Here is a 23,816-nt window from a genome sequence, read left to right as displayed (position 1 = left end):
AGGGCCGGTCATCCGGCCCTTTCTTCATTGCGTCACCCCTCGGTGACTGTTTCACCAAAAACCGATTCGAATGCCTGTCGAAGCCGGATGTCGACATCAGTCATCATGACCGGTAGGCCGAGGTCGACCAGACTCGTGACGCCATGGGCGGAAATCCCGCATGGAACGATTCCGCTGAAGTGATCGAGATCGGGTTCGACGTTCAGCGACAGTCCATGAAAGGTCACCCATTTCCGCAGCCGGATCCCCAGTGCCGCAATCTTGTCTTCTGCCATCGTGCCGTCGGGTAGAGCCGCCTTGTCAGGCCTGCGAACCCAGACACCGACGCGGTCCTCCCGCCGTTCGCCGCGGACGTTCATCGAATCAAGCGTGCGAATGACCACTTCCTCGAGCGCGGCAACAAAGGCACGCACGTCCTGACGCCTGCGCTTCAGGTCCAGCATCACGTAAGCAACACGCTGGCCCGGCCCGTGATAGGTATATTCGCCGCCGCGTCCTGTTGCGAAGACAGGGAACCGGTCGGGCTGGACCAGGTCTTTGGCATCTGCGCTCGTTCCCGCCGTGTAGAGAGGCGGGTGCTCCACGAGCCAGACGAGCTCGTCGCCGCCGTCTGCGATCGCCGCGACCTCGCGCTCCATGTTTTCCACAGCCTCCTCATAGGGCACGAGGCCGTCGGCGATCCGCCATCGGACCGGCCGCGAGCCTTCTCGGGGCATCATGGAGAATTCAAGATCTGTGCGTAGCATGGCCATTCCTTGTGCTGCGGCTGCGGAGGCAGCGCTGCGAAGGCCTATATGGTCCCGTTTCGAGGACGATTCAAATGCTGTGATTTCTTTTGAAAAAATCTGTCATATCGCCCTTGTGTACCGGAAATGCTTTTGCTACATGCTGCCCCGCCGGCACAAATCGGCACCTACCACGATGCGGTCGTGGCGGAATTGGTAGACGCGCAGCGTTGAGGTCGCTGTGGGGCAACCCGTGGAAGTTCGAGTCTTCTCGACCGCACCATTCAATCCAATGGGATTGATAACATTGAACCTGCTGAGGCGCGTTTGCGGCCCAGCGTTTAAAACTCCTCACAATCTTTGCATAGATTTGCGACGATGCTCCCGGCAGGCCCGAGGCTCTGTTTCCAACGGAGTCAGTCGATATCGGCTGTTGCCCCTGCTGTGGCAAGCTCGGCTCCCATCTTTGCAGCGACTGCCGGTTCTGGCATTCCCCTACTTGATTCGGGCGAGCAGCCGCCCTGCTGACGACATGTCCTCGGCGATTCGCGGGATCATCAAAAGATCGCGCAAAAGAGCGCACTCATGGCGCGATACGATCGTCACGGCCGAACGCACCAGACCCTCAAGATATACTTGTGTTGGGGATGCGAGCGCCTACCTATCGGCGTAATCTAAGTCCGGAAAAAGCACGTGCTTTCAAACAGGGTTGCCAAAAGGCTCTTTGCCTTCGCGCTGTCCGCATAACCTTACGGGAGTTGTATCCTCAGGCTCATGATACGACCTAATCGAGAGCGTGAGAAGCTATGTCATCCACAACACAAATGACCTCTGACCGAAACAACGATCCTGTTCAGCTGGACCTGGATAGAATCAGAGATTCAGCCTGCTCGCATTTAGGATCGATTGACGTCCTCGTTGACCTGCTGCGGGTAGATAGCCAACGCGTTTGCCGCCGGGCGAGCGCCGTGAATGGTGCTTCGGCTCTCGTGGTCGCACCAAACCCCGACGGGCCGCCATTTAGGGAGCACCAGTTCTCGAGCGGATCACCCCGCGCCGCAGACCGGTTGAGCGGGCGCACTACGTCACGCCGGATTGGGGGCGCCACGTTCTCATTCATCCTTCGACAAAACGACATAGGCAGCCGCAAGGAAGACTGCCCCGGCGAACAATGACCAGGTTTGCGCTGATGAGAAAACGATGAATATGCATCCGACGCTAATTGCGATCATAGATGATGACGAAGCAGTGAGGGAATCGCTGCTCGATCTGCTGGAGGTGTCTGGCTATTCCGTGGTGACATTCGCGTCGGCCGCCGAGTTCCTCGCGTTCCCTCGAATCCCGGATACGAAGTGTCTTGTCCTCGATATTTCGATGCCTGGCATGAGTGGGATCGACCTCAGCAATGAGCTACGACGGCGGAACATCACCATACCTGTTGTGTTCATGACCGGTCACGCTCAGGATGCGCTTATCAAAGAAGCAAAACGCACCGGTCTCTGTATTTTCAAACCATTTGCCGGTGGCGAACTCCGCTCAGCCATCGAAGCCGCGGTCACGGTCTGACCGATCGGAACCCATTGGGAAGGCTATGATGCCCGGGCCGCCTCGGCTTTCACCGGTAGCGAGAAGACGAATTTTGCGCCATTCGGATCATTTTTCTCGACCCAGATTCTCCCGCCATGGGATTCGAGAATCGACCTGCAGATCGCCAGCCCCATGCCCATCCCCTGCCCCTTTGTCGTAAAAAACGGCTCGAAAATGCGGTCAGGATTGTCGATGCCCGGACCATTGTCGGCGATCTCCGTGTGAACCCAGTCTTCATCACGGCGCACGCGCAGCTGCAGGAGGCGGCGATCTGGAGCCGCATCCATTGCTTCCATCGCATTCCGGATAAGATTGACGAGGACCTGCTGGATTTGAATGTGATCGAAGAACAGCGGCGGAAGATCGCTGTCGATACGCGAGTTTATCCGGACGCCTCGTCTCAGTGCCTCTTCTGCCATCAAGTCGCGCGCTTCGGTAACCACGTTACCAAATGCGTTGACACGACGTGAGTCGTCGGAATGCTTGAAAAGCGCCCGAATGCGGTTCACGACGTCCGTCGCGGTATTCGCACTTCTCACAACACGATCCAGCGCTTTCTGGGCTCGCTCCATATTCGGCGGTTCTGCGTTCAGCCACCGCTGGCACGCGTCGGAACTGGAGATCATCGCCGCGAGCGGTTGACCTATCTCGTGCGCGATCGATGCGGTGAGCTCAGCCAGGCTCGCCGCCTGGCTGGCCCTGGCAAGGTTCCTCTGGGCTAGTCGCAGTTCCTCCTGCGCACGAAGCCAATCGTCGATGTCGAGGCACACGCCGTTCCATTGAACGATTTCACCTTCCGCATTGTACATCGCCAGTGCCCGGGTCTCCATCCAGCGATATTCTCCGTCGAACCGCCGCATTCGGTGCCTCATCGCGTACGGCTTTCCTGTCGGCAGCGACTGGCTGTATTTTCTCTTAACGGCGGGGAGGTCCTCGGGATGGATGATCGCTTCCAAGGTGGCGTGGAGGCTCTTACCGGTTTCTGCATCTTCCTCAATCCTGAAGCCCAGATATTCGCTCAGCTTCTGGCTGCGATAGATCGGCCTGCCATCAGGGGCCAGGCAGTAGATGAGTGCCGGCAGTGTCTCCACCAGCTGATGAAGAGAGTGCTCGCTCTCCCGCAGCGACTGTTGAATCCGCATCTCCTCATCGACATCAACTGAAAGGCCATACCATTCAACAATAGTGCCGTTAGTACCGCGCAGGGGCTCGAACCTGTCGGCCGTCCAACGAAAAGTTCCGTCTTTCCGTCGTCGGCGATATCTCATTGAGAATGCGTCGCCCTTCTGAATGCATTGGAGAGCCTGACCTCGAACCTGCGCGACGTCGTCCGGATGGATCAAGTCCAGCGCGGCCTTCGCGAACTCCGAAAAGCTCGCCTTCGACAATCCGGCTTCTTCGAGAAAGCGCTTGCTTACGTAGGAAAGCTCTCCCGCGGCTGTCCAACTGCAGATGTGGACCGGCAAGGCATCGATCAAGCGTTGCAGGTGCCATTCGCTTCGCCTGAGCGCCTCCTCAGTGGCGACCTGATCGTTGACATCGTGACAGAGGCCGTACCATTGGACGATGCGGCCATCGTGGTCTCGCACCGATTCCGCACGGCTGGACATCCACCTGTAAACGCCGTCATGGCGACGCAGGCGATATCTCATGAAGAAGCTCTCGCCCGTTACCAGGCTCTGATTGAGCGCGCCACCGAACTCTTCCGCATCTTCCGGATGAATTGCCATCTCGATCATGGCGTCCAGTCGGCTGAGGCCAGGTATCTGGATATCGCTGACGTCCCGGCCGAGATAGTCGATCATTCTCTTGTTGAAGAAGCTCGGTTCTCCCTCGGGCGTCAGCCGCCAAAGATGGCTCGGTACGGAATCCACCAACAGCGAGAGTTCGAGCTCCCGGTCATGCAAGGCGTCGACAGTTTTTCGGTCGCTATCGATATCGAGCGAGGTCCCGTACCAGCCGACGATGTCGCCAGAGTCGTCCAGGATGGATCGACCGGAGCTTCGTACCCAACCAAAGCCGGTCCTGCGTCTGATGCGAAATTCACTGTCGAACGGATACCCTGACCGAAGGCAATGCCGCCACTCCCCGGCAACACGTTCGTAGTCGTCGGGGTGAACCAGTTGCTTCCAGGCCCCCTCTCCCTCACTCCACCACGCATTCAGGTCTTCCGGGCTCTTCGCTAGCGCGAGCTGCAGATCATGGGACAGATAGGTCCACCTCCCGCTGGCATCCATAGCCCAGCCATTGCCTGACAGTTTCTCGACGGTCTTGGCGGCTCCCATGGGCGAATTAACAGCTGTAGCAAGGCCCGGCGCCATGGTTTGCTCTCCCCTGAGCGGCACTGTAGTTGCTCGCACAGCTTTTTACGCCCGCTTTAGGGTTCAGTCCAACCGAGTGGCGTTCCGATCACGAGTGTTTGAAGAAAAGAGTAATCTCCTGTTGCCGCTGGTCGCGCGCACCCGCCCAACGTGTGAGTTACGCCGGCAAGCGGGACATCTCATGCCACCGCAGCAAACGGGAACCTTCAAGTCTTTTTGGAATTTACGGACTACCACGAAGGAGGCTGTGGTGATCCGTAGGCTGAAATCCGGCGAGTATCGGCTCTATTCACGCAAGGTCGATCCAAAGACCCACAAGCGCAAAAATCTCGGCACGTTCAAATCACGCGAAGCGGCTGAGAAGCACGAGCGCAAGGTGCAATATTTCAAGCATCATGTTTGAGGTGAAGCGTCCGCGATCAGATGCACGCAGACACGACGCACGCGAATGGGTGCGTTACGCACAGCATTTGTCGTGAGCGGATGAACGCTTTTTGATGTCGCCAGAGGGGAGTATTTTTACCTGCAGACTGTCAGAATCTGGTGATTGGAGGGGATGGTGCCCGTAGACCGCAGTAGCAAATTCGTGCTCGTTTTGGCGGTCGCAACGTGTCAGATGATCTTTGCACCAAGAACTGATGCTGCAGACGATACCGTTCAAATCGACAGCGGAATGCTGCGAGGTGAGACGATAGGCACGGTCATTAGCTTCAAAGGCATACCCTACGCCGCTCCGCCTGTTGGTAATCTGCGATGGCGCAATCCAACGCCGGTGTCGAAATGGAATGGCGTCAGGGAAGCGCGGAGTTTCGGTCCTTCATGCGTGCAGGCCGATGATTTGCCAAAGTCCGAAGACTGTTTGACTCTCAACATCTGGACACCAGTCAAACGTTCCAGGACACCGCTTCCGGTTATGGTTTGGATACACGGCGGCGCTCTTGTACACGGGAATACCCTTCAGTATCCCGGCGACCAGCTCGCCGCGCAGAGAGTTGTGTTCGTCAGCATGAACTACCGCCTAGGACGGTTGGGTTTCTTCGCTCATCCTGGGCTCACAGAGGAATCTCCTGATGAACCGGTCGGTAACTATGGTTACATGGACCAGCTTGCAGCATTGAAATGGGTGCAACAGAACATCAAGGCCTTCGGCGGCGATCCGAAGAGGGTGACCATATTCGGAGAGTCAGCAGGCGGCGGCTCGGTGATGGCTCACATGGTGTCGCCTTTGTCGCGAGGGCTCTTCCAGGCAGCCATTTTGCAGTCGCCGGGCGCTCCCACGGCGCGTGCCCAAAGCTTGCCGCTGTCATCGCTGAAGCAAGGGGAGAAAGCCGCGTTGGACTTTGCCGACTCTCTCGGAATCACTGGCACCGATTCCGGCGCTCTCGCAGCGCTCCGGGCGCTACCTGCTGAAAAGCTGACCGAGGGTGCATCGGCACCAGAGGCGCTGGCGGGAATGTCGACAAGCAAGCCGGTCATCGGCATTTCAGGACCTATCCTTGATGGACAGTTTTTGCTCGAAACGCCCGAGGCGGCCTTCGCAGCAGGACGTCAAGCGCCAGTGCCCGTCATTGTCGGAGCGAATAGTCGTGATCTTGGTATCGGCCAGGCCGCGACGAAAGACGACCTGTTCCAGATATTCGGGAAGGCTGCGGCAGAGGCTCGCGCGCTTTATGATCCCGGGAACCGAGAGACGCTCGAAGAGCTCAGACAGCAGCTTTTCGCAGACAAGACGATTGTCGAGCCGTCTCGCCATCTCGCTGACGAGATGATCCGAGCAGGTCAGCCGACCTGGTGGTATCGCTTCTCCTATGTCGCCGAGGCGCTGCGCGATGATCCGAAATGGAAAGGCACTCCGCACGGCTTTGAGACTCCGTATATGTTCGACATCCCAGCCGCATTGGTGAAAGACAAGGTTACGCCTGCCGACTGGGCCATGGCCGCACTTGCGAGTGGCTATTGGGTCGATTTTGCAAGAAAGGGCGATCCCAATGGTGGCTCACGGCCATATTGGCCCATCTACGACCCCAATACCGATAAACTCATCAACTTCACCAACGACGGCGCGATCGTAGGGCCCGATCCGCTGAAGCCCAGGCTCGACCTCTGGCAAAGATATTGGAACGAGCAGAACTGAGGCTGCGGCGCCTAAATGCACGAAACGCCTACTCAAAATGCTATTCTGGGAGGCCGGCGCAGCGCAGTCCGTCAAGGAAACGTTGCCGATCGGCGTCGTATTTGTAGGCCAGCCTCTTGCCCCGTTCAGCGACAGAAAAGTCCGGCTTCGCTTCGAGTGCCATCGCAACATGCTTGGAAAAGCGAAGTCGAGCTTGTTCTTGGCCTGCTCGTGCACATTGGCGGCAATGCAAATTCCTCCCGGCTCCGCCAGCCCCTGCAGGCGATCGGCAATATTGACCCCGTCCCCCTGAATGTCATCGCCTTCGACAATCACATCCCCAAGGTTGATGGCCATGCGAAATTCAAGTTGACGATCGGGTTGCCTGTCCGCATTGCGTTCAACCTCAATGTGCTGCACGTCTGCGGCGCAGCGAACGACATCGACGACACTATGGAATTCCACCAACAGACCGTCGCCCATGAGCTTGACCAGGCGACCGTGATGGGCACTGATCGTTGGCTCGAAGACCTCATGCAGGTCTATAACAGAAGGTTCAGGCCTGTTGCTATTTCCGGTTCCTCCCGTTTCCAAGCGGATAGCCGACCAGCAAGGCCACGGTGCAGAAAGCGTTCGGATCTTCGTCATGCAACGTTCGCTTACTTGCCTGCGAAAATTGCGATCGCTAATATGCCATGAGCAAATGAGCTGTCCGGGGGACGTTCATGGCCAATGCTCCTCATATGCAGACAGGCGAACCTCTGGTTCAGCAGACCGTCCACGTGGTGGAAGACGACGAGCAATTTCGCATTTCACTTATAGATCAGCTCGAGTCGCTTGGAATTCACGCCTTGGGCTTCGATGCGGCCCTCGATTTCTTCAGCCACGCTTCGCAGGATGCAGGCGGCTGCATTCTGCTCGACGTGCGGCTACCCGATCTGAATGGCATCGAATTCCAGAAGGAACTGAAGACGCGTGGATACGACCTTCCCGTGGTCTTCATGACGGCACACGGGGACGTGACAACGAGCGTCAGTGCCATGAAGGCGGGCGCTGTGGACTTTCTGCCAAAACCGTTGCAGCGACATGAGGTTGTCGAGGCGATCACAACCGCCTTCACGATCGATCGGGAGCGGCAGACCCAGCGAGCGTATCGCAAAGAAATACTGGAGCGAGCTGCCACCCTCACCCCACGCGAAGTCCAGATCATCGGACTCGTCGTGGGCGGGTCGATGAACAAGCAGATCGCCTTTGAACTCGGCATCAGCGAAATCATGGTGAAGCTCCATCGTGGGCGTGCCATGAAAAAGATGCGGGCGGCGTCCCTGGCGGAGTTGGTTCGGCAGTTCGAATATCTCAGCCATTAGTATTCTGCGCTGGAGGCTGGCGGGTGTTCCGGCGTTGTCGCTTCGTACCCGCCGGATCAACGGATCTGGAGCTTCTCGACTTTGCGAACAAGGTCGGCAAGAGAGCGAGCCTGCATCTTTCGCATCACGCTCATCCGATGGAGCTTCACAGTCATCTCGCTGATCCCGAGTTCAAAGGCGATCTGTTTGTTCATAAGCCCACTGACAACGGCCAGCATGACCTCATGCTCTCGCGGGGTCAGCGTGTCGACCAGTGACCGGACATGAGCTTGTTCGGCTTCAATCTTTCGTCTTTCGCCATCCAGTTGAATTGCGAGATCCACGGCATCGAGTAGATCCCGGTTGACGAATGGCTTCATGATGAAATCGGTGGCTCCCGCCTTCATGGCTCTGACGCTCGCCCGAACGTCCGCGTGGCCGGTCAGAAATATCACGGGCATCCTGCTTCCCATGGTGATGAGTTCGCTTTGGACATCCAAGCCGCTGCCTTCGGGCATTCGAAGGTCGACCACGACACAGCCGGGCGCGGTCGTGTCAACAGTCTTAAGGAAATCGGGACCGCTGGAGTAGGCAGAGGCGCGCCTGTTCGTGATCATGAAGAGATCGAGCAAAGACTCCCGGATCTCCTTGTCGTCGTCGATGACGTGAACGATAGGTTCGGCGGATAAACCCGCCTTCGTTGTCAGGCTTTCCATGATCTCACCTCGACTAAAAGGCGAACGCTCACCAATCGTACTCCCGATGTTGAAGGGCCGGTTCCCGCTCGCCCCTCTCGTGATGGGTTCGCCGCTCGCGGAATTGTGCTCACCGCCAACTTATCACGGGTTAGAGATCCTGGGATGGTAAACCTTGGTTTACGTCCCGGGGGGGCGACCTAGGGAGCCGCAACGACCGGCGACAGTGCCGGCCCGATCACCCCAAACCTTGGTTTGCATTGACCTTCTTCGACCAACAACCGAATCTAACAGCACCCCAAAAATCGAGACGGATCGAATGAGACAGCAAACTACGAGGGGCATGAGATGAAGATCGCGGTTATCGGCGCAAGCGGCATGATGGGATCCAAGATCGCTCGCATCCTTGAACGCGATGGATTCGACATCACAAGAGCCTCTACGAGCACAGGCGTCAACGCCTACACGGGTGAAGGCGTGGAACGTGCACTGTCCGGAGCAGATGTCGTCATTGACGTGACGAATACCGGATCATTCGGAGAGACCGATACACTCGACTTCTTCAGGAAAACAAGCGGCAACCTTCTGTCCGCCGCGAAAGCTTCCGGAGTGACACACTACCTTGCGCTGTCGGTTGTTGCTGTCGATCGACTGGTGGAGAACGATTATTTTCGCGCAAAGCTGGTGCAGGAAAACCTGATACGAGCCTCCGGGTTGCCATTCACGATTGCACGCTCGACGCAGATGTTCGAGTTCTTCAATGGGATTGTCGATGCAAGCGCCGTGGACGAAACGCTGAGAGTGCCTTCTGTTCGTGTCCAACCGATAGCTGCCGACGAAGCGGCTGGCGCGATTACCAACTTGGCGACCGCGAAGCCGTCGAACTCAATTGTTGAGATCGGCGGCCCCGAAGCTTTTGAACTGGTGGAAATCGCGCAGGAGCTTCTTACCGCCGCGGAAGACCCCCGTCCGGTCGTCCTCGACCCTACTGCCCGCTATTTCGGCGTTGCCCTCTCGAAGGACGGCCTTCTACCCTCTCGCATGATCGCAACAGGGACGCTTTCCTTCCACGAGTGGCTGTTCACGAGCATGTCCGTGCAAGATGTCGCGTGAGAGATCATGGGAAATTCGCGGTCTCGATGGACGCTACCCCTGCCTCGTGCGGAGACGCTCGGCGTAGTTCGCATCCAGATGTCCGACACTGACCGGTAGGAGGTTCTCGTAACCTTCGCGCAACTCGCTTTCGTTGAGCCATCCTTTGCCGCTGGGATCGAGCTTGTTCCAATGCTGCTCAGCGGTTGCAGGATCGAACACACGATTGTCGATCTTCGCAAGGCGTGCCTGTGAATCCATGTACTCGCTCTTAGTGACAGTGCTGTCCTTGTTGCTGTCGGCCCAATCGAGTTGCTGTTTGGTCAGGCGCGCGTAAAAATCATCGATGAGTTGATCGTCCGAACGAACGGCCGGGGCCTTGGGCGCCGACACAACTTGCAGCTTTTCGTCGGAAACAGACGGTGCTTTACGCGACGTTGGCATCATGAGGCTGTAGATCGAACTATCAGAATTTACTCGCACGTTTTTCATTCCTCCATATCGACGTGATGTGGAAGATAAGTTGCAACTTCAGCTTGCTCCAAGCTTGCACAGTCGGCTGTAGCAGTCAGTGCGCGCCACCCTCGGAGAGCTGGACGGGCTTCTTCAGCAGGAGCGAGGCAAGCAAGGCCACGATGAGCGCCACCCCCAACAGGAAGAAAGTATCGCTGAAGGCCATGATGTTGGCCTGTTTCCTGATTCTGAGCGCGATCGCGACAACGGCCTTGTGTGTCGCCATTGCTTGGTCGCTGACGCCGTGGTTCATGAAATAGGCCGTCAACTGTGCGACACGATCACGAGTCGCCTCCTCAAAGGCGCTGACCGCATTGGTCAGAATGTTGGAGTGAAATTGCTCCCTCTTCGTCAGGAAAGTCTGCAAGGAAGCAATTCCGACAGCGCCGCCGAGATTGCGCATCATGTTGAACAGCGCAGACGCCGAACCGGCGTTCTGCTCTTCGATACCCGCTGTTGCAATCGCCGACAGCGGAGTGAAGACGAGCGCCTGTCCGACCGCACGCACGACATTCGGCCAGAAAAGCTGGTCGCTCCCGTAATCAGCGGTCATATAGACATTCATGAAGTTCGAGGCCGCAAAGAGACTGAATCCGACGACGATCAGCAAACGGACGTCGAAGACCTTCATCATCCGCGGTACAAGCGGGATGAGCAGAAGCTGAGGTATGCCCGTCCAGGCAAGAACGACCCCGATCTGCTCCGAATTGTATCCTTGAACCCGTGAGAGATAGATCGGCAGAATGAAGGCCGAACCGTAGAGTGCCATTCCCAGCAGAAAATTGGCAACGACACCGAAACCGAAATTGCGGACCAGGAGAAGCCGCAGGTTCAGAAGCGGGTGAGCCGACTTTATCTCGATGATGAGAAAAAGCGTAAGCGACACCACGGCAATGACCGATAGCCGAACGATGAAGTCGGACCCGAACCAGTCTTCCTTGTTCCCTTCCTCGAGCACCGTCTGCAAGGCTGCTAATCCAACGGCCATCGTGACGATGCCCGGCCAGTCGCCCTTGGCAAGCAGACCCAAATTCATCGGGGCGGGCTCCAGAGATACGAAGAGCATCGCAATCATGAGCGATCCAGGGACCAGATTGACGTAGAAGATGAACTCCCAACCGTAGTTCTCCGTCAGGTAGCCCCCGATCGTCGGTCCTATGGCGGGAGCAAAGGTTGCCGACAGCGCAAACAGCGCGAGGCCCATCGGTTGCTTGGGTTTCGGCAACAACGTGATGATGATGGTGAATGCCATGGGGATGAGGACGCCGCCGGTAAAGCCCTGGATCGCGCGCAGCACGATCATCTGTTGCAGATTAGCGGCAAAGGCACAGGCAACCGAGAAGACCAGAAACAGGGCGGCGTTGACTAGGAGATAGGTGCGGACAGAAAAGACGCGCGCCAGCCAGCCCGTGAGGGGAATAACGACAATCTCGGCGATCAGATAGGAGGTCGATATCCACCCTCCATCGTCCTTCCCGGCTCCTATGGCTCCCTGGATGTCTGCCAGTGATGCGTTGACAATCTGAATGTTCAGGACGGCCATGAACGCGCCGAGCGTTGAGCCGACCACCGCGCACCACATCCGAAAAGCACTCAGCGCGGGCTCGACCGATTTCGCAAACTGCTGATTGCTGTTGGCAGGGATCAGAAGAGTAGCCATGAGACCTCACTCCTTCGGGCTTCCATTGACTGCCGATCACGACCATGGAAGCACCGATCCTCATATTCCTTCCGACATCCGGGTGGCCTTGGTATCCACTTCAGGCTCCACCGACATTCCGGACCGGAGCTTGCCGGCGATACCCTCGTCATCAATGAGGATCTTGACCGGAATGCGCTGCACGATCTTGGTGAAGTTTCCAGTCGCGTTGTCGGGTGGAAGCAACGAAAATTCCAGGCCGCTGGCGGGCGAGATGCTGTCGACGTGACCCTTCACCGCAAGATCCGGAAAGCTGTCGACCCTGATCTCGACGGTTTGGCCGGGGCGAACGTAAGTGAGTTGGGTTTCCTTGAAGTTCGCGACAACATACACGGCATGGAGCGGAACCACCGCCATGAGCTGGGTGCCGGACGAGACGAACTGGCCAACACGGATCGACCGCGCACCAACGGTTCCGTCGACTGCTGCAACAATGCTCGTGTAGGAAAGGTTGAGTTTGGCCTGCTGGACGGCCGCCTCGGCTCGATCTCGCTGGGCTACGATCTGGTCGCGCTGTGTGCTAAGGACTCGCACTTTGTTCTGTGCGGCAACAAACGCGGCCTGATCGCGCTCTACCGCTGCAGACGCCTGATCCAATATGGACTGGCTCTGTTCGGCGCGCGACAGAGTACCGGACCCATTTGATGTCAGCCGCGCATTTCGCGCCGCATCAGATTTTGCAAAGTTATAGGATGCTTTCGAGACATCGACTGAGGCCCTCGCCTGCTCGATCACGGATGCCTGAAGTTCAATCTGCGCATCCAGGTTGGCAATGGCGGCCTCCGCACCTTGCAAGTCTGCGCGTGCCGAGTTGAGAGCGATCTGGAAATCGCGATCATCGATTGTTGCGAGAACCTGACCGGCTGTGACTGGGTCATTGTCGCTGACCCGCACGTCCTTGATATAGCCGGCCACTTTGGGGGCGACGGTCGTGTAGTCGGCCTTCACGTAGGCGTTGTCGGTAGACTCGATGAAGCGCCCGGCTGTCCAATAGTAATGGCCGTATCGAACACCAAACGCCGCGCCTGCGAGCAGGACCAAGGCGAGAGATCGTCTCTTCCAGAGGCTCCTGTTCGACTTCGCGGGCACTGTCGGCTTCAACGTATCGACAGGAGTCCCATCGGTGGTTCCTCTGTCAGTCTCGGCGGCTTTCTCGAAGGTATCCTGGCGAGGCAATTCGACCATCTTCCTTCTCCTGGCAATCTCCCGCGTTCAAAAACGCAGGCCCGGCGGCGGGGTGCCGCCAGGCCGTATCTGGTCAGGCAGCTGCCTGGGGACGTTGTGCAAACCACGTTTTGACGTCCAGCTTGCCAAGCTTGGCTGGTCCGAGAGGAACCAAGGACTGGTCATCGACTAGCGAACCGAAGTACCTGGCCTGGGGATCGACGACGACCGTTCGCTTGTCGCCGATAGCGGTGAGATAGCCCTTAACGAAATCACTCAGGGGCTTCTTCTCAGGCCCTGCGATTTCGATGGTTCGGTTCTCGGCAGCACCAGCAGCGGCCTCAGCGACGAAGCCTGCAACCTCGTCCGCAGCAATTGGCTGGAACGCGCCGTGCGAAACGTGGACTGTCCCATCGACGGTCGCGCTATCGGCAATCCCGCCCAGGAATTCGAGGAACTGGGTGGAGCGGACGATGGTGTATGGGATGCCACCCTTCTTGATGAGGTCTTCCTGAGCAACCTTGGCCCGGAAGTAACCGTTCTCGGACGATCTCTCGATGCCAACGATGGAAAGCGCGACGTGGTGGTCGACGCCTGCCGCGCGCTCTGCTTTGAGCAGGTTTGTTGTTGACGTTTGGAAGAACGAGAGAACGGCGCTCGGCTCAAATGACGGCGAGTTGGTGACGTCGAGTACGACGTTCGCGCCGGCAAGTACGTCGTCGAGTCCCTCGCCTGTGAGTGTGTTGACCCCGGTCGACGGGGACGACTGCACTACATCGTGTCCCTGCTTGCGCAGGCGCTCCGCAACTTTCGTTCCAACGAGGCCCGTGCCTCCGATGATGACGATTTTCATGGTTCTATCCTTTGAGACTGGATATCCACCGAGGACATCTCAGGTTTTGAGATTGAGGCAGTAGCAGGCGGCACTGCCGTCGCCTCCTCCCGCCCCACAGCAACTGCTTACTTGTCGGGGGTCGTCAGCTCCGTCTCGGCCGTGTCGACGACGAATACGGCAAGAATCTTCGCAGGCTTCGTGTTGCTCGCATTCGCGCTGACTTTATGGTGATCGCCGGAGACCTCGATCCAGTTTTCACCGGTCTTGTATACCTTGACCGGGCCATCGTTGACCTGGCTCTTGATGCTGCCTTCGATCACGGTGGCGTAAATGAAGGCGCTTTTGGCGTGCGTGTGCGAGGGATTGGACCCGCCGGGACCGTATTCGACGAGCACGCCGCGCACGCTTTTTCCGGGTACGTTCGGAAGCACGTGGTCGAATACGATCGAGACCTTGGCATTGTGGGGTTTATCCGCGGCTACGGCAGGCACAGCCATCAGCGTTGCGCAAAGCAAGCCACTTGCGAGCCTTAGCATGGCAATTCTCCTTCGTTGACGTCATTGATTGTGACCGAAGCCGATCCTATGCGACGGGCATTGGGCACAATAGATATACGAAGGTTTGCCAAATCTATACGAAGGTTTGCCGAACCGACCGCGCCGGTTTGGGTCGATCGGATGGGCCGCCTGACTCTTGCCGCAGAGCGAACATGACCGGGCACGCCAGCGCGGGTGCCGACCGCGGCGTCAAAAACACACCAATTTGGACTAGTTTAGGCTTCGGTTGGGATGGGGTCGCCTTGATCGAGCCTCAAGGGTTCAGGTGTTCCCGGTGCGCGCGAAAGATCGACCGAATTCCTTTGAGCAAATCCAGTCTGCGCCGCTCATTGTGGATTGTCGGTACCCCGGAATTCACCCCGAGCCCTTCGCGATGAGCAAGATGGGCAGCGAGGTCTTCGGCGAGTTCCGGTCGTTCACGCATCAGCGGCGCAAAAGCAGTCTGGTCGATCTCATAGACGGTGACCCGCGTTACCGCATAGAGCCCATGTTGCTCTGCCATACCGGCGAGTGATCCCTGTTCTCCGAAAAAGTCTCCGGGGGCCAACCGCGCCACTTCCTCGTCACCCTTCCTCATTGCGATGATGCCCGCACGTACGATCATGAGGCTGGCAAGACGCCCCCCTTCCCGGACGATTTCAGCCCCCGGGGAAAAGGTTCTTCGGCTGGCAGACGCGACGAGGACATCGCGCTCTTCCTGGCTCAGCAATGAGAAGATCGAAATAGCGTCGATGAGGCTCTGCGCCGGGGGCGTCGCGGGACGCGGCGCGCTTCGAAGGTAGTCTCCTGCAAGTGGGCTTTCCGGGGGGAGCGCCAACTGCAGGCCGTTCGCCTTGCAATGACGATATACGAGGTCGATGACTTCGGTTCGCGCAGCACCTCGTTGCGCCGGGCTGGTGACGCGAAATTGCAGTTCGACAGTCACGGCGCTGCCGTCAATGCCGGCAAGCACGACGTTTGGGGGTGGCTGCTTCACGATGAGGTTGCAGCTGTCGAGCACGGTGTGCATCACCTCGACAATGGTTCGGGGCATGTGTGTCGGGGCAACCCGTATCGACAGGTCGATTTGATGGTTCTCGTCCGGCCGGCTGACATTCGTCAGCCCCAGCTTGGCCAGGACGCTATTGGGCAGCACCACGATGTTATGAGCGCCTGTCAAAAGGTAAGTCGAGCGCCAGTTGGTGGCGACAACACGTCCCTCGGTGCCATCGCTCAGATAAATGAAGTCTCCGATGACATAGGGGCGGCCTAGCGTGAGAGCGATGCCGGAAAATACGTCGCTCAAGGTGCTCTGTAGGGCAAGACCGAGAATGATGGCGATGACGCCAGACGTTGCCAGCAGCGTTCCGATCGGCACGCCGAAAACAAACGCCATGATTGACAACAGCACCCCGAGATAGACGAGTGCGACGATGAGATCCTGGATCAGTCTCGCTTCTCGTGGCCGCCCGTCCAGGACGATGTAGATACGAACGAAGCCGATCACGGCCCACGACAAATGGACCCACCAGAGAATCTTGGCCGATACCATCAACGCGTTGGCGCCGTTTAGGTCCGCGGGGTCGAAGCGGAACGGCACAATCCGAGCGTAGGCAAGCACGGCGGTCATTGACAGGAAGACTGCGATCTGAACGATCAGGCGCTGGGTCGGGCGTCCCTGTCCCTGCATATGCCAAATGACAATCCCAGCGAGCCCCATCACACTGATAAGCAGTGGCAGCAGGTGAACTTCCTGACCCATCACGATCCCACAACGAAAAATTCTGACCCCATGCGCCGATCTAGAGGCGCACATGTCACGCGGCGGCTCAGCGCGACAGTCGAACATAGGCCGACGATGCGAGCGCGGCTACTACACCAAGGTTTACCCTCACGGCGATGCCACGGCGCATCGTTTGCGTCTTGCTGAGTGCTCATTGGGTCGCAGAGCGCCTTCCGTCCCTTCACCCGCACCATGACTTTCTATATAGCCGCTTGGACCGAATATAGAATCTCACTGATGCGCAATCCTCCCGAATACCAGAATCCCCTCCAGGGAATGGCCCTGATGGCAGGCGCGATGCTCGTGCTGCCGACGATGGATGCGATCGCCAAATACATGGCGACCGTCGAGGCGATGTCGCCCGGCCAGGTGACATTCTACCGCTTCTTCTTCCAGCTCGTGTGCACGCTGCCGTTCCTTTTCGCGGTATTCGGCCGCAAGGCGCTTCACGCCAAGCGCCCGTGGATGAATCTGTTGCGCGGTGCCCTCCATGGGGCGGCGAGCCTGCTCTTCTTCGTTGCCGTGAAATATATGCCGCTCGCGGACGTATTCGCGATCTATTTTGTCGAGCCCCTCATGCTCACGGCGCTGTCGGCGATCTTCCTCGGAGACAAGGTTGGCTGGCGTCGGTGGATGGCGATTGTCGTCGGGTTCGGTGGCGCAATGATCGTCATTCAGCCGAGCTATGAGATCTTCGGCCTGAAGGCGCTCTTACCCGTTTTCTGCGCCTTCCTGTACTCGCTTTATCTCTTCATGAACCGGGCGATCGGCATTGCTGACTCCCCGCTGACCATGCAGACGATGGCTGGTATCGGCGGTACCGCGTTCATGGCTGTCGCGTTGATCGCGGGCAATGGACTTGGCGTCGGCGATTTCCATCCCTCCCTGCCCTCCTCGGCATTGGGACTGGTTCTGCTGCTGATCCTCGGGACGATTTCGAGCTATGCCCATATGGTCATCGTCCGAGCCTTCCGGCTCGCACCGCTGTCGCTGCTCGCACCATTCCAGTATTTCGAGATCATTTCAGCAACAGTACTCGGCTACGCGCTATTCGGCGATTTTCCCAACGTTTCGAAGTGGATCGGCATCCTGATCATCGTCGCGTCCGGTCTCTTCATCATCTGGCGGGAGCGTGTGCAGGCGCGATCGTTAAAAACGTCGTGACTATTTGAGCGCGCCATTAACACTGCTTCTTGAGGGATCATCAATTCGCTCGCAGTAGAAGGGCCCTTCGGCCTCATGATGAGGTCCTGGAGACAAAAGATGAGCGAATTCCGTCTCGCTTTTCCGGCATGTGTGATTGCCGGGAAGCATCAGCTGACCACCGAAGACATCGGTCTGCTGCGCAAACATACCTTCCCGGAAGGCATCCGGACCGCCGACAACGTTGTCGCCATGTTGGCGCTGAACAATTCCTGCCCCGCAAAATGCCCGGAGTGGAACTCCTTCTTTGTGGAGCAACTCGCTGGCTTCATCGTCAACTATAGCTACCCTCAGGGGTCTCTCGACGAGATCAATGTGGCCTGGCTCATACGCATGGTCGCGACCGACGGCGTGGTCAATTCGGAGCTCGAGCTCGAACTGGTTCTGCACGTGATGGAGATCGCGGTAAACGTGCCGGATGAGTTGCGCGCCTTTGCACTCGATCAGTTACGTCTTGCGCTGGCGGAAAACGTCGGCGGATACCGGCTATCGCGCGCAGTGGATCGAAAGGGCATCACGCGACAGGATATCGATTACATGATGCGGGTTCTCCGCGGCATAAGCGATGCCGGCGTTATCAGTGCGCCGCCCCTCACTTGGGGCGTTATGATGCGGATCGCGGAGGAAACGCTGCCGGCGGGAAATCACCCGCGTTGGGCCGACATTCTCTCGGCGCTCCAACTCGTGGATTATGCCGAAGCCCCACGCCGCAGCCGATGGCTGAGGATCGTCGATGACAGTTTCGGCAACGAAACCGCCGTGGCCTGAGACACGCCGATATTCTTTCGGCTGATTGTGCGTTCCGGGGTTTTATGCGTAAAACTTCGGAACGCATGTTTTGGGTGGAGTCTCCATGTTCAAGAAAATCCTGATCGCGAACCGCGGCGAGATCGCTTGCCGCGTCATCAAGACTGCGCGCCGCATGGGAATTGCGACGGTGGCCGTCTACTCGGATGCGGATCGGGATGCACTCCACGTGGAGATGGCTGATGAGGCCGTTCATATCGGTCCCGCTGCGGCGGCCGAAAGCTACCTCGTGGCGAACAAGATTATCGCTGCCTGCAAACAGACGGGCGCCGAAGCGGTTCATCCCGGCTATGGCTTCCTCTCCGAGCGAGCGTCGTTTTGTGAAGCTCTGGAGAAGGAAGGCATTGTCTTCATCGGTCCTAAGCCGAAAGCCATCATGGCGATGGGCGACAAGATCGAGTCGAAGAAGTTCGCCAACGCCGCCAAGGTCTCCACCGTCCCCGGCTATCTCGGCGTCATAGAGGATGCGTCTCACGCGGAAAAGATCGCAGCCGAGATCGGTTACCCCGTCATGATCAAGGCCTCTGCCGGCGGCGGCGGCAAGGGCATGCGCATTGCCTGGAGCGAAGCGGAAGTCCGCGACGGCTTCGACCGAGCGCGTTCCGAGGCGAAGAGTTCCTTCGGCGACGATCGCGTATTCATCGAAAAATATGTTGTCGAGCCCCGCCACATCGAGATCCAGGTGCTCGCGGACGGGCACGGCAACGTCGTCTATCTCGGCGAACGCGAATGCTCCATCCAGCGCCGCAACCAGAAAGTCGTCGAAGAGGCTCCCTCGCCCTTCCTTGATGCGGAAACTCGCGCGGCCATGGGCGAGCAGTCGGTCGCGCTCGCCCGCGCCGTGGACTACCAAAGCGCCGGCACGGTGGAATTCATCGTCGATCGTGACCGTAATTTCTATTTTCTGGAAATGAACACGCGCCTGCAGGTCGAGCATCCGGTTACCGAACTGGTGACGGGTATCGACCTGGTCGAACAGATGATCCGCGTTGCAGCCGGTGAAAAGCTCCCCTTTACACAGAGCGACATAAAGCTGAACGGCTGGGCGATCGAGAGCCGGTTATATGCCGAGGATCCCTACCGAAACTTTCTTCCATCGATCGGGCGCCTAACGCGATATCGGCCACCCGCCGAAGGCAAGTCCGGTAACACCATCGTGCGCAACGACACGGGCGTTTTCGAAGGTGCCGAGATTTCGATGTACTACGATCCGATGATCGCGAAGCTCTGCACCTGGGCCCCGACACGTCTTGAAGCGATCGAGGCGATGGGCGAGGCACTCGACGGTTTCGTCGTCGACGGAATTGAACACAACGTCCCCTTCCTGGCCGCGCTGATGAAGCACCCCCGCTGGCGCGAAGGGCGTCTGTCGACCGGTTTCATCGCGGAGGAATACCCTGATGGATTTGCGCCGATGGTACCGGACGCACATCAGCAAGCCACCCTCGCGGCCGTCGCTCTTTCTGCGTCTCTCGTTGAAGCCAACCGTCGGGAGCGCTTCGCCGATCGCTTGCGCGGCCCCTCCGGCGCGACCCGTGAGGACTGGACCGTCAGGCTGGGTGACAGTTACGTCGATGCACGTCTGGTCGATGGGCTCGTGACGATCCCGTTCGACATGGACATCCAGATTGGCGGCAAGATTTCCAATGTCGTCACCGACTGGAGACCTGGCGATTCCGTTTGGCGCGGCAAGGTCGCGGGCCAAAGCGTGATTGCGCAGATCCGCCCGGTTCTCAATGGCCTCCGGCTGGACTGGCAGGGAATATCGCTGAAAGCCAAGGTATTGACGCCCCGACATGCCGCACTCGATAAGCTGATGCCAGTGAAGCTTCCGCCGGATACGTCGAAGCTGCTGCTCTGCCCGATGCCTGGTCTCGTCGTTTCGATTGCCGTGGTCGAGGGCCAGGAAGTCAAAGCGGGCGAAACGCTTGCCGTGGTCGAAGCCATGAAAATGGAAAACGTGCTGCGCGCCGAGCGCGATTTGGTCGTCAGCAAGATCAACGCCAAGCCCGGAGAGAGCCTTGCCGTTGATGCCGTCATTCTCGAGTTTGCCTGACGGACGCTAACGCCTCTTGCTGCCTCGCTGGTTAGGTTTTGTTAACGGCTGGCCGCCTATCGTGGCCCCACCGGCGGGATGCCCGGTGGAGGTAGCAAATGACGGCGCTGCAATCGGCGACCCTCTTGCTGGTCATAAATCTCGGTTTTCTCTGGCTTCTGATGCGAATCCCGCTGGGACGCAGAACCATTTGCCTCAGCCGGACCTACGGATTCTCCCCCGATAGACTCTGGAACGCGATGAACCCCGCCGGTCCGGACGCATCCTGGCACCACTCGGTCATCAGCAGTCACGCCCTTGCCGATCGGCGCGGCGTGGTGGAACAGACCTACCGGCATCTCGACAAGAACGGCGCGCCGTCCCGACGGCTACTTGCATTGGAACCGTTGCCATGGATGGCGAGCAATGCCCACGGCTTCCAGGCTCACATCATCGATGACAGCACGCTGGATCCCACATTCTGGGACCACTACCGGGAGCGCCGTATGATTCGACCGACACCCGATGGTGCGCTGCTGGAAATCGAACAGACCGACCGCTACCGTGGCTTGGCGTTCCTCTTGTTCCGCTATTTCGTCCTGCGCCGGGAAATGAAGGCGCTCGATGGATGGTTGAAAACAGGCGAGTCGCTGCCACAGGGCTACTTTGAGCGACCTCTGGTCCAAGGCGGTCTTGCGGTGTTGTCGACACTGCTGCTCTGGCCCTTCCTTGGGTTCGATGCAGGTGGCCTGATGCTCTCGACATTCCTGACCCTTGTCATTGTCTTCCATGAACTCGGGCATATGGCGGCCTACCGCATGTTCGGTCACGCGTCCGTCAGGATGATCTTCGTGCCATTGCTGGGTGGCATCGCGGTCGGCGGGAGGCCCTACCGGTCGCTATTCGAGGTGGCGACCTGCGCCCTTATGGGTGCAGGAATGTCGGCTTTCCTTGTCCCGATCCTCGCGGTCGCCACGCAGCTCGCCGATGCCGGTCTGCTGCCCTTGGCGTCACGTGGACCTCTGCTCATCTTCCTGTTGATCCTCGGCGCTTTCAACCTGCTGAACCTGCTGCCGATGCACCGTTTCGACGGCGGCCAGGTGCTCCGGCAAATTTTCCGCAGGCGAAGGTCGCAGATTGCGGCCAGTTTTGTTGTCACCCTGTGCATTCTCGGCATCGGATTCGAGATCGGTTTGCCGGCGAACGTGCTAACCGCGGGCCTGCTCGTTTTCACGCTTGTTAGCCTCGTCAGCGGCGCTTCCGTGAAGCCGCGCCAGATGCTCGAAGAGATGAAGGACGGCGAGCGCATGCTGGTTGCCTTCGGCCTCTACGCGGCCATCGCGGTGCATGGCTATGCCATTATTTTCGCAACTGAAAAGCTCTTTTGACGCAGGCCGTATAGGGATTGGCGCAATCAGCCTATTCGAGGCGGAAACTCACGCCCACGGACAGTTTTCCCTTGAGCGGGCCGCGTCGTGCGTGCAAAGCTCCGCCCAATCAAATCAGTAGGAGCATCTGACATGGACGTTCGCGCCGCCGTTGCCGTACAGGCTGGAAAACCGCTTGAAGTGATGACCGTTCAGTTGGAGGGACCGCGAGCCGGCGAAGTGCTGGTCGAGGTGAAAGCGACCGGCATCTGCCACACGGATGATTTCACCCTCTCGGGCGCCGATCCGGAAGGTCTGTTTCCGGCGATCCTTGGCCATGAGGGCGCCGGCATCGTCGTCGATGTCGGTCCAGGTGTGACCTCGGTGAAGAAGGGTGACCATGTCATTCCGCTCTACACGCCGGAATGCCGCGAATGCCCGTCCTGCCTGTCGCGCAAGACCAATCTGTGCACCGCCATCCGCTCGACACAGGGCCAGGGGCTGATGCCGGATGGCACTTCGCGCTTCTCGATCGGCAAGGACAAGATCCACCACTATATGGGCTGCTCAACCTTCGCCAACTACACGGTGCTGCCGGAGATCGCCGTCGCCAAAGTCAATCCCGACGCACCCTTCGACAAGATCTGCTATATCGGCTGCGGCGTAACCACGGGCATCGGCGCCGTCATCAACACCGCCAAGGTGGAGATGGGCGCGACCGCGATCGTCTTCGGTCTCGGCGGCATCGGCCTTAACGTCATCCAGGGCCTGCGCCTCGCCGGCGCCGACATGATCATCGGCGTTGATCTCAACAACGACAAGAAGGCCTGGGGCGAGCGCTTCGGCATGACGCATTTCGTCAACCCGAAGGAGGTCGGCGACGACATCGTGCCTTACCTCGTCAACATGACGAAGCGCGGCGCCGACCAGATCGGTGGCGCAGACTATACCTTCGACTGCACCGGCAACACCAAGGTCATGCGTCAGGCGCTGGAATCCTCGCATCGCGGCTGGGGCAAGTCCGTGGTCATCGGTGTTGCGGGTGCCGGCCAGGAGATCTCTACCCGGCCGTTCCAGCTGGTTACCGGTCGCTCCTGGATGGGCACGGCCTTTGGCGGCGCACGTGGCCGCACCGATGTGCCGAAGATCGTCGATTGGTACATGCAGGGCAAGATCGAGATCGATCCGATGATCACCCACACCATGCCGCTCGAAGACATCAACAAGGGCTTCGAACTCATGCATTCCGGCGAAAGCATCCGAAGCGTGGTACTGTATTGAGGCGAGGACGACGGAATGCGGTGCGACTTTAAAATGGCCTGCGGCTTTTTCGCAAATTGATCCTGATTTGGGAGCCGTGGGCAGCTAAGGAGGAGGAGCTGAACATGCCAAGTCAAGTATCGCTGCACCCCGCCCTCGACGGCGGTGTGAAAAAGGGCCAGGCAAATTTCAACGGCGGCACGCTGGTCTGCGCCTGCGTCGACCGTCCTGTGAAGGTCGCTATCAAGGGTACTATCGCGCACAATCACGCCTGCGGCTGCACGAAATGCTGGAAGCCGAAGGGAGCGGCTTTTTCAGTGGTCGCCGTGACCCCGCATGAAAACGTCACGGTGCTGGAAAATGGCGACAAGCTGCAGGTCGTCGATCCGGATGCGCTGATCCAGCGCCATGCCTGCAAGGCCTGCGGCGTTCATATGTACGGACCGGTGGAGCGCGAACATGCCTTCAAAGGGCTCGATTTCATTCATCCGGAACGCTTTCAGGAGAGTGGCTGGCCGGAGCCGACATTCGCGGCCTTCGTGTCGTCGATCATCGAATCCGGCACGCCGCCTTCGGCGATGGCAGGTGTCCGCGGTCGCCTGAACGAGCTAGGCCTCACGCCCTATGATTGCCTGAACCCAACGCTGATGGATGTCATCGCAACCTGGGTGGCGAAAAAGGCAGGCACACTGAAGGAAGCCTGACGTCTTGAACGAATGGCAGCCGTCGGATTAT

20 protein-coding genes, 1 tRNA gene and 1 pseudogene are annotated in these 23,816 nt (G+C 58.5%); 12 read left to right on the top strand and 10 right to left on the bottom strand.

The genetic code is table 11. The annotated features are described in order from the left end of the window. Window positions 1-32: 32 nt before the first annotated feature. Complete coding sequence (gene lipB / locus C934_RS0101535; RefSeq protein ID WP_026371487.1) at window positions 33-752, bottom strand: lipoyl(octanoyl) transferase LipB; 720 nt, start codon at window positions 750-752, stop codon at window positions 33-35. 171 nt (window positions 753-923) lie between these two features. Here lipB and C934_RS0101530 point away from each other — a divergent pair. Continuing rightward, a tRNA-Leu gene (locus C934_RS0101530) sits at window positions 924-1,008 on the top strand. Window positions 1,009-1,925: 917 nt separating this feature from the next. Next, complete coding sequence (locus tag C934_RS0101520; protein ID WP_018854950.1) at window positions 1,926-2,291, top strand: response regulator transcription factor; 366 nt, start codon at window positions 1,926-1,928, stop codon at window positions 2,289-2,291. A gap of 23 nt (window positions 2,292-2,314) precedes the next feature. Here C934_RS0101520 and C934_RS31530 read toward each other — a convergent pair whose 3' ends face one another. Continuing rightward, window positions 2,315-4,633: a PAS domain-containing sensor histidine kinase gene (locus C934_RS31530; protein WP_018854949.1), complete on the bottom strand. Its 2,319-nt coding sequence runs from the start codon at window positions 4,631-4,633 to the stop codon at window positions 2,315-2,317. A gap of 250 nt (window positions 4,634-4,883) precedes the next feature. Here C934_RS31530 and C934_RS34505 point away from each other — a divergent pair, with 250 nt between their 5' ends. Both C934_RS34505 and C934_RS0101505 read left to right on the top strand, forming a co-directional pair. After that, window positions 4,884-5,036 carry a hypothetical protein gene (locus tag C934_RS34505; protein WP_018854948.1) on the top strand — a complete coding sequence of 51 codons (153 nt, stop codon included), beginning with the start codon at window positions 4,884-4,886 and terminating at the stop codon, window positions 5,034-5,036. A gap of 153 nt (window positions 5,037-5,189) precedes the next feature. Then, complete coding sequence (locus tag C934_RS0101505; protein WP_083929807.1) at window positions 5,190-6,767, top strand: carboxylesterase family protein; 1,578 nt, start codon at window positions 5,190-5,192, stop codon at window positions 6,765-6,767. A 168-nt stretch (window positions 6,768-6,935) separates the two neighbouring features. On the opposite strand, the pseudogene C934_RS33415 reads toward C934_RS0101505, so the two are convergent. Further along, window positions 6,936-7,289 (bottom strand): annotated as a pseudogene (locus tag C934_RS33415) (adenylate/guanylate cyclase domain-containing protein); the annotation flags it as partial. Between the two features lie 182 nt (window positions 7,290-7,471). On the opposite strand from C934_RS33415, the gene C934_RS0101495 reads away from it, so the two are divergent. Next, the gene (locus C934_RS0101495) at window positions 7,472-8,113 is read left to right on the top strand and encodes a response regulator transcription factor (protein ID WP_018854945.1); all 642 of its coding nucleotides are present in this window, start codon (window positions 7,472-7,474) and stop codon (window positions 8,111-8,113) included. Between the two features lie 56 nt (window positions 8,114-8,169). Here the strand turns inward: C934_RS0101495 and C934_RS0101490 are convergent, their stop codons facing one another. Further along, the gene (locus C934_RS0101490; RefSeq protein ID WP_018854944.1) at window positions 8,170-8,808 is read right to left on the bottom strand and encodes a response regulator transcription factor; all 639 of its coding nucleotides are present in this window, start codon (window positions 8,806-8,808) and stop codon (window positions 8,170-8,172) included. A gap of 327 nt (window positions 8,809-9,135) precedes the next feature. Between C934_RS0101490 and C934_RS0101485 the strand changes: the two genes are divergently transcribed. After that, complete coding sequence (locus C934_RS0101485; RefSeq protein WP_018854943.1) at window positions 9,136-9,900, top strand: SDR family oxidoreductase; 765 nt, start codon at window positions 9,136-9,138, stop codon at window positions 9,898-9,900. Window positions 9,901-9,933: 33 nt separating this feature from the next. Here C934_RS0101485 and C934_RS0101480 read toward each other — a convergent pair whose 3' ends face one another. The 6 genes from C934_RS0101480 to C934_RS0101455 form a co-directional block, all read right to left on the bottom strand. Continuing rightward, on the bottom strand, window positions 9,934-10,371 hold the full coding sequence (locus tag C934_RS0101480; RefSeq protein ID WP_018854942.1) for a hypothetical protein: 438 nt from the start codon (window positions 10,369-10,371) through the stop codon (window positions 9,934-9,936). Window positions 10,372-10,447: 76 nt separating this feature from the next. Then, window positions 10,448-12,052, bottom strand: a complete 1,605-nt coding sequence (locus tag C934_RS0101475) for an MDR family MFS transporter (protein ID WP_018854941.1) — start codon at window positions 12,050-12,052, stop codon at window positions 10,448-10,450. Window positions 12,053-12,112: 60 nt separating this feature from the next. Then, window positions 12,113-13,276 carry an HlyD family secretion protein gene (locus tag C934_RS0101470; protein ID WP_018854940.1) on the bottom strand — a complete coding sequence of 388 codons (1,164 nt, stop codon included), beginning with the start codon at window positions 13,274-13,276 and terminating at the stop codon, window positions 12,113-12,115. Window positions 13,277-13,349: 73 nt separating this feature from the next. Continuing rightward, a complete protein-coding gene (locus tag C934_RS0101465) occupies window positions 13,350-14,108 on the bottom strand; it encodes an SDR family oxidoreductase (protein WP_018854939.1) in 759 nt (252 codons plus the stop codon). A 107-nt stretch (window positions 14,109-14,215) separates the two neighbouring features. Then, complete coding sequence (locus C934_RS0101460) at window positions 14,216-14,626, bottom strand: cupin domain-containing protein (protein WP_018854938.1); 411 nt, start codon at window positions 14,624-14,626, stop codon at window positions 14,216-14,218. A 274-nt stretch (window positions 14,627-14,900) separates the two neighbouring features. Then, window positions 14,901-16,388: a mechanosensitive ion channel family protein gene (locus C934_RS0101455; RefSeq protein ID WP_026371484.1), complete on the bottom strand. Its 1,488-nt coding sequence runs from the start codon at window positions 16,386-16,388 to the stop codon at window positions 14,901-14,903. A 306-nt stretch (window positions 16,389-16,694) separates the two neighbouring features. On the opposite strand from C934_RS0101455, the gene C934_RS0101450 reads away from it, so the two are divergent. The 6 genes from C934_RS0101450 to gfa all read left to right on the top strand — a co-directional run bounded on the left by C934_RS0101450 (window position 16,695) and on the right by gfa (window position 23,785). Beyond that, on the top strand, window positions 16,695-17,573 hold the full coding sequence (locus tag C934_RS0101450) for a DMT family transporter (protein ID WP_018854936.1): 879 nt from the start codon (window positions 16,695-16,697) through the stop codon (window positions 17,571-17,573). A gap of 99 nt (window positions 17,574-17,672) precedes the next feature. Further along, window positions 17,673-18,380: a hypothetical protein gene (locus tag C934_RS0101445; RefSeq protein ID WP_018854935.1), complete on the top strand. Its 708-nt coding sequence runs from the start codon at window positions 17,673-17,675 to the stop codon at window positions 18,378-18,380. 85 nt (window positions 18,381-18,465) lie between these two features. Then, complete coding sequence (locus tag C934_RS0101440; protein WP_018854934.1) at window positions 18,466-20,475, top strand: acetyl-CoA carboxylase biotin carboxylase subunit; 2,010 nt, start codon at window positions 18,466-18,468, stop codon at window positions 20,473-20,475. 98 nt (window positions 20,476-20,573) lie between these two features. After that, window positions 20,574-21,842 (top strand): hypothetical protein, encoded by a 1,269-nt coding sequence (locus tag C934_RS0101435; protein ID WP_018854933.1) that lies wholly within the window; start codon window positions 20,574-20,576, stop codon window positions 21,840-21,842. 132 nt (window positions 21,843-21,974) lie between these two features. Continuing rightward, the gene (locus tag C934_RS0101430; protein WP_018854932.1) at window positions 21,975-23,102 is read left to right on the top strand and encodes an S-(hydroxymethyl)glutathione dehydrogenase/class III alcohol dehydrogenase; all 1,128 of its coding nucleotides are present in this window, start codon (window positions 21,975-21,977) and stop codon (window positions 23,100-23,102) included. Window positions 23,103-23,206: 104 nt separating this feature from the next. Then, window positions 23,207-23,785, top strand: coding sequence for an S-(hydroxymethyl)glutathione synthase (gene gfa / locus C934_RS0101425; RefSeq protein WP_018854931.1), 579 nt, complete (start codon window positions 23,207-23,209; stop codon window positions 23,783-23,785). The last annotated feature ends 31 nt before the right edge of the window (window positions 23,786-23,816 follow it).

Source organism: Rhizobium sp. 42MFCr.1 (assembly GCF_000377185.1).
GTDB classification, from domain to species: domain Bacteria; phylum Pseudomonadota; class Alphaproteobacteria; order Rhizobiales; family Rhizobiaceae; genus Rhizobium; species Rhizobium altiplani.
The sequence above is the reverse complement of the archived record's forward strand: the minus strand, read 5'-3'. Positions and strand labels throughout refer to the sequence as shown.

What these genes read in the sequence shown, in the direction of transcription:
- lipB (WP_026371487.1), bottom strand. Translation starts at nt 752, where the DNA reads ATGGCCATGCTACGCACAGATCTTGAATTCTCCATGATGCCCCGAGAA.
- C934_RS0101520 (WP_018854950.1), top strand. Translation starts at nt 1,926, where the DNA reads ATGAATATGCATCCGACGCTAATTGCGATCATAGATGATGACGAAGCA.
- C934_RS31530 (WP_018854949.1), bottom strand. Translation starts at nt 4,633, where the DNA reads ATGGCGCCGGGCCTTGCTACAGCTGTTAATTCGCCCATGGGAGCCGCC.
- C934_RS0101505 (WP_083929807.1), top strand. Translation starts at nt 5,190, where the DNA reads ATGGTGCCCGTAGACCGCAGTAGCAAATTCGTGCTCGTTTTGGCGGTC.
- C934_RS0101495 (WP_018854945.1), top strand. Translation starts at nt 7,472, where the DNA reads ATGGCCAATGCTCCTCATATGCAGACAGGCGAACCTCTGGTTCAGCAG.
- C934_RS0101490 (WP_018854944.1), bottom strand. Translation starts at nt 8,808, where the DNA reads ATGGAAAGCCTGACAACGAAGGCGGGTTTATCCGCCGAACCTATCGTT.
- C934_RS0101485 (WP_018854943.1), top strand. Translation starts at nt 9,136, where the DNA reads ATGAAGATCGCGGTTATCGGCGCAAGCGGCATGATGGGATCCAAGATC.
- C934_RS0101480 (WP_018854942.1), bottom strand. Translation starts at nt 10,371, where the DNA reads ATGAAAAACGTGCGAGTAAATTCTGATAGTTCGATCTACAGCCTCATG.
- C934_RS0101475 (WP_018854941.1), bottom strand. Translation starts at nt 12,052, where the DNA reads ATGGCTACTCTTCTGATCCCTGCCAACAGCAATCAGCAGTTTGCGAAA.
- C934_RS0101470 (WP_018854940.1), bottom strand. Translation starts at nt 13,276, where the DNA reads ATGGTCGAATTGCCTCGCCAGGATACCTTCGAGAAAGCCGCCGAGACT.
- C934_RS0101465 (WP_018854939.1), bottom strand. Translation starts at nt 14,108, where the DNA reads ATGAAAATCGTCATCATCGGAGGCACGGGCCTCGTTGGAACGAAAGTT.
- C934_RS0101460 (WP_018854938.1), bottom strand. Translation starts at nt 14,626, where the DNA reads ATGCTAAGGCTCGCAAGTGGCTTGCTTTGCGCAACGCTGATGGCTGTG.
- C934_RS0101455 (WP_026371484.1), bottom strand. Translation starts at nt 16,388, where the DNA reads ATGGGTCAGGAAGTTCACCTGCTGCCACTGCTTATCAGTGTGATGGGG.
- C934_RS0101450 (WP_018854936.1), top strand. Translation starts at nt 16,695, where the DNA reads ATGGCAGGCGCGATGCTCGTGCTGCCGACGATGGATGCGATCGCCAAA.
- C934_RS0101445 (WP_018854935.1), top strand. Translation starts at nt 17,673, where the DNA reads ATGAGCGAATTCCGTCTCGCTTTTCCGGCATGTGTGATTGCCGGGAAG.
- C934_RS0101440 (WP_018854934.1), top strand. Translation starts at nt 18,466, where the DNA reads ATGTTCAAGAAAATCCTGATCGCGAACCGCGGCGAGATCGCTTGCCGC.
- C934_RS0101435 (WP_018854933.1), top strand. Translation starts at nt 20,574, where the DNA reads ATGACGGCGCTGCAATCGGCGACCCTCTTGCTGGTCATAAATCTCGGT.
- C934_RS0101430 (WP_018854932.1), top strand. Translation starts at nt 21,975, where the DNA reads ATGGACGTTCGCGCCGCCGTTGCCGTACAGGCTGGAAAACCGCTTGAA.
- gfa (WP_018854931.1), top strand. Translation starts at nt 23,207, where the DNA reads ATGCCAAGTCAAGTATCGCTGCACCCCGCCCTCGACGGCGGTGTGAAA.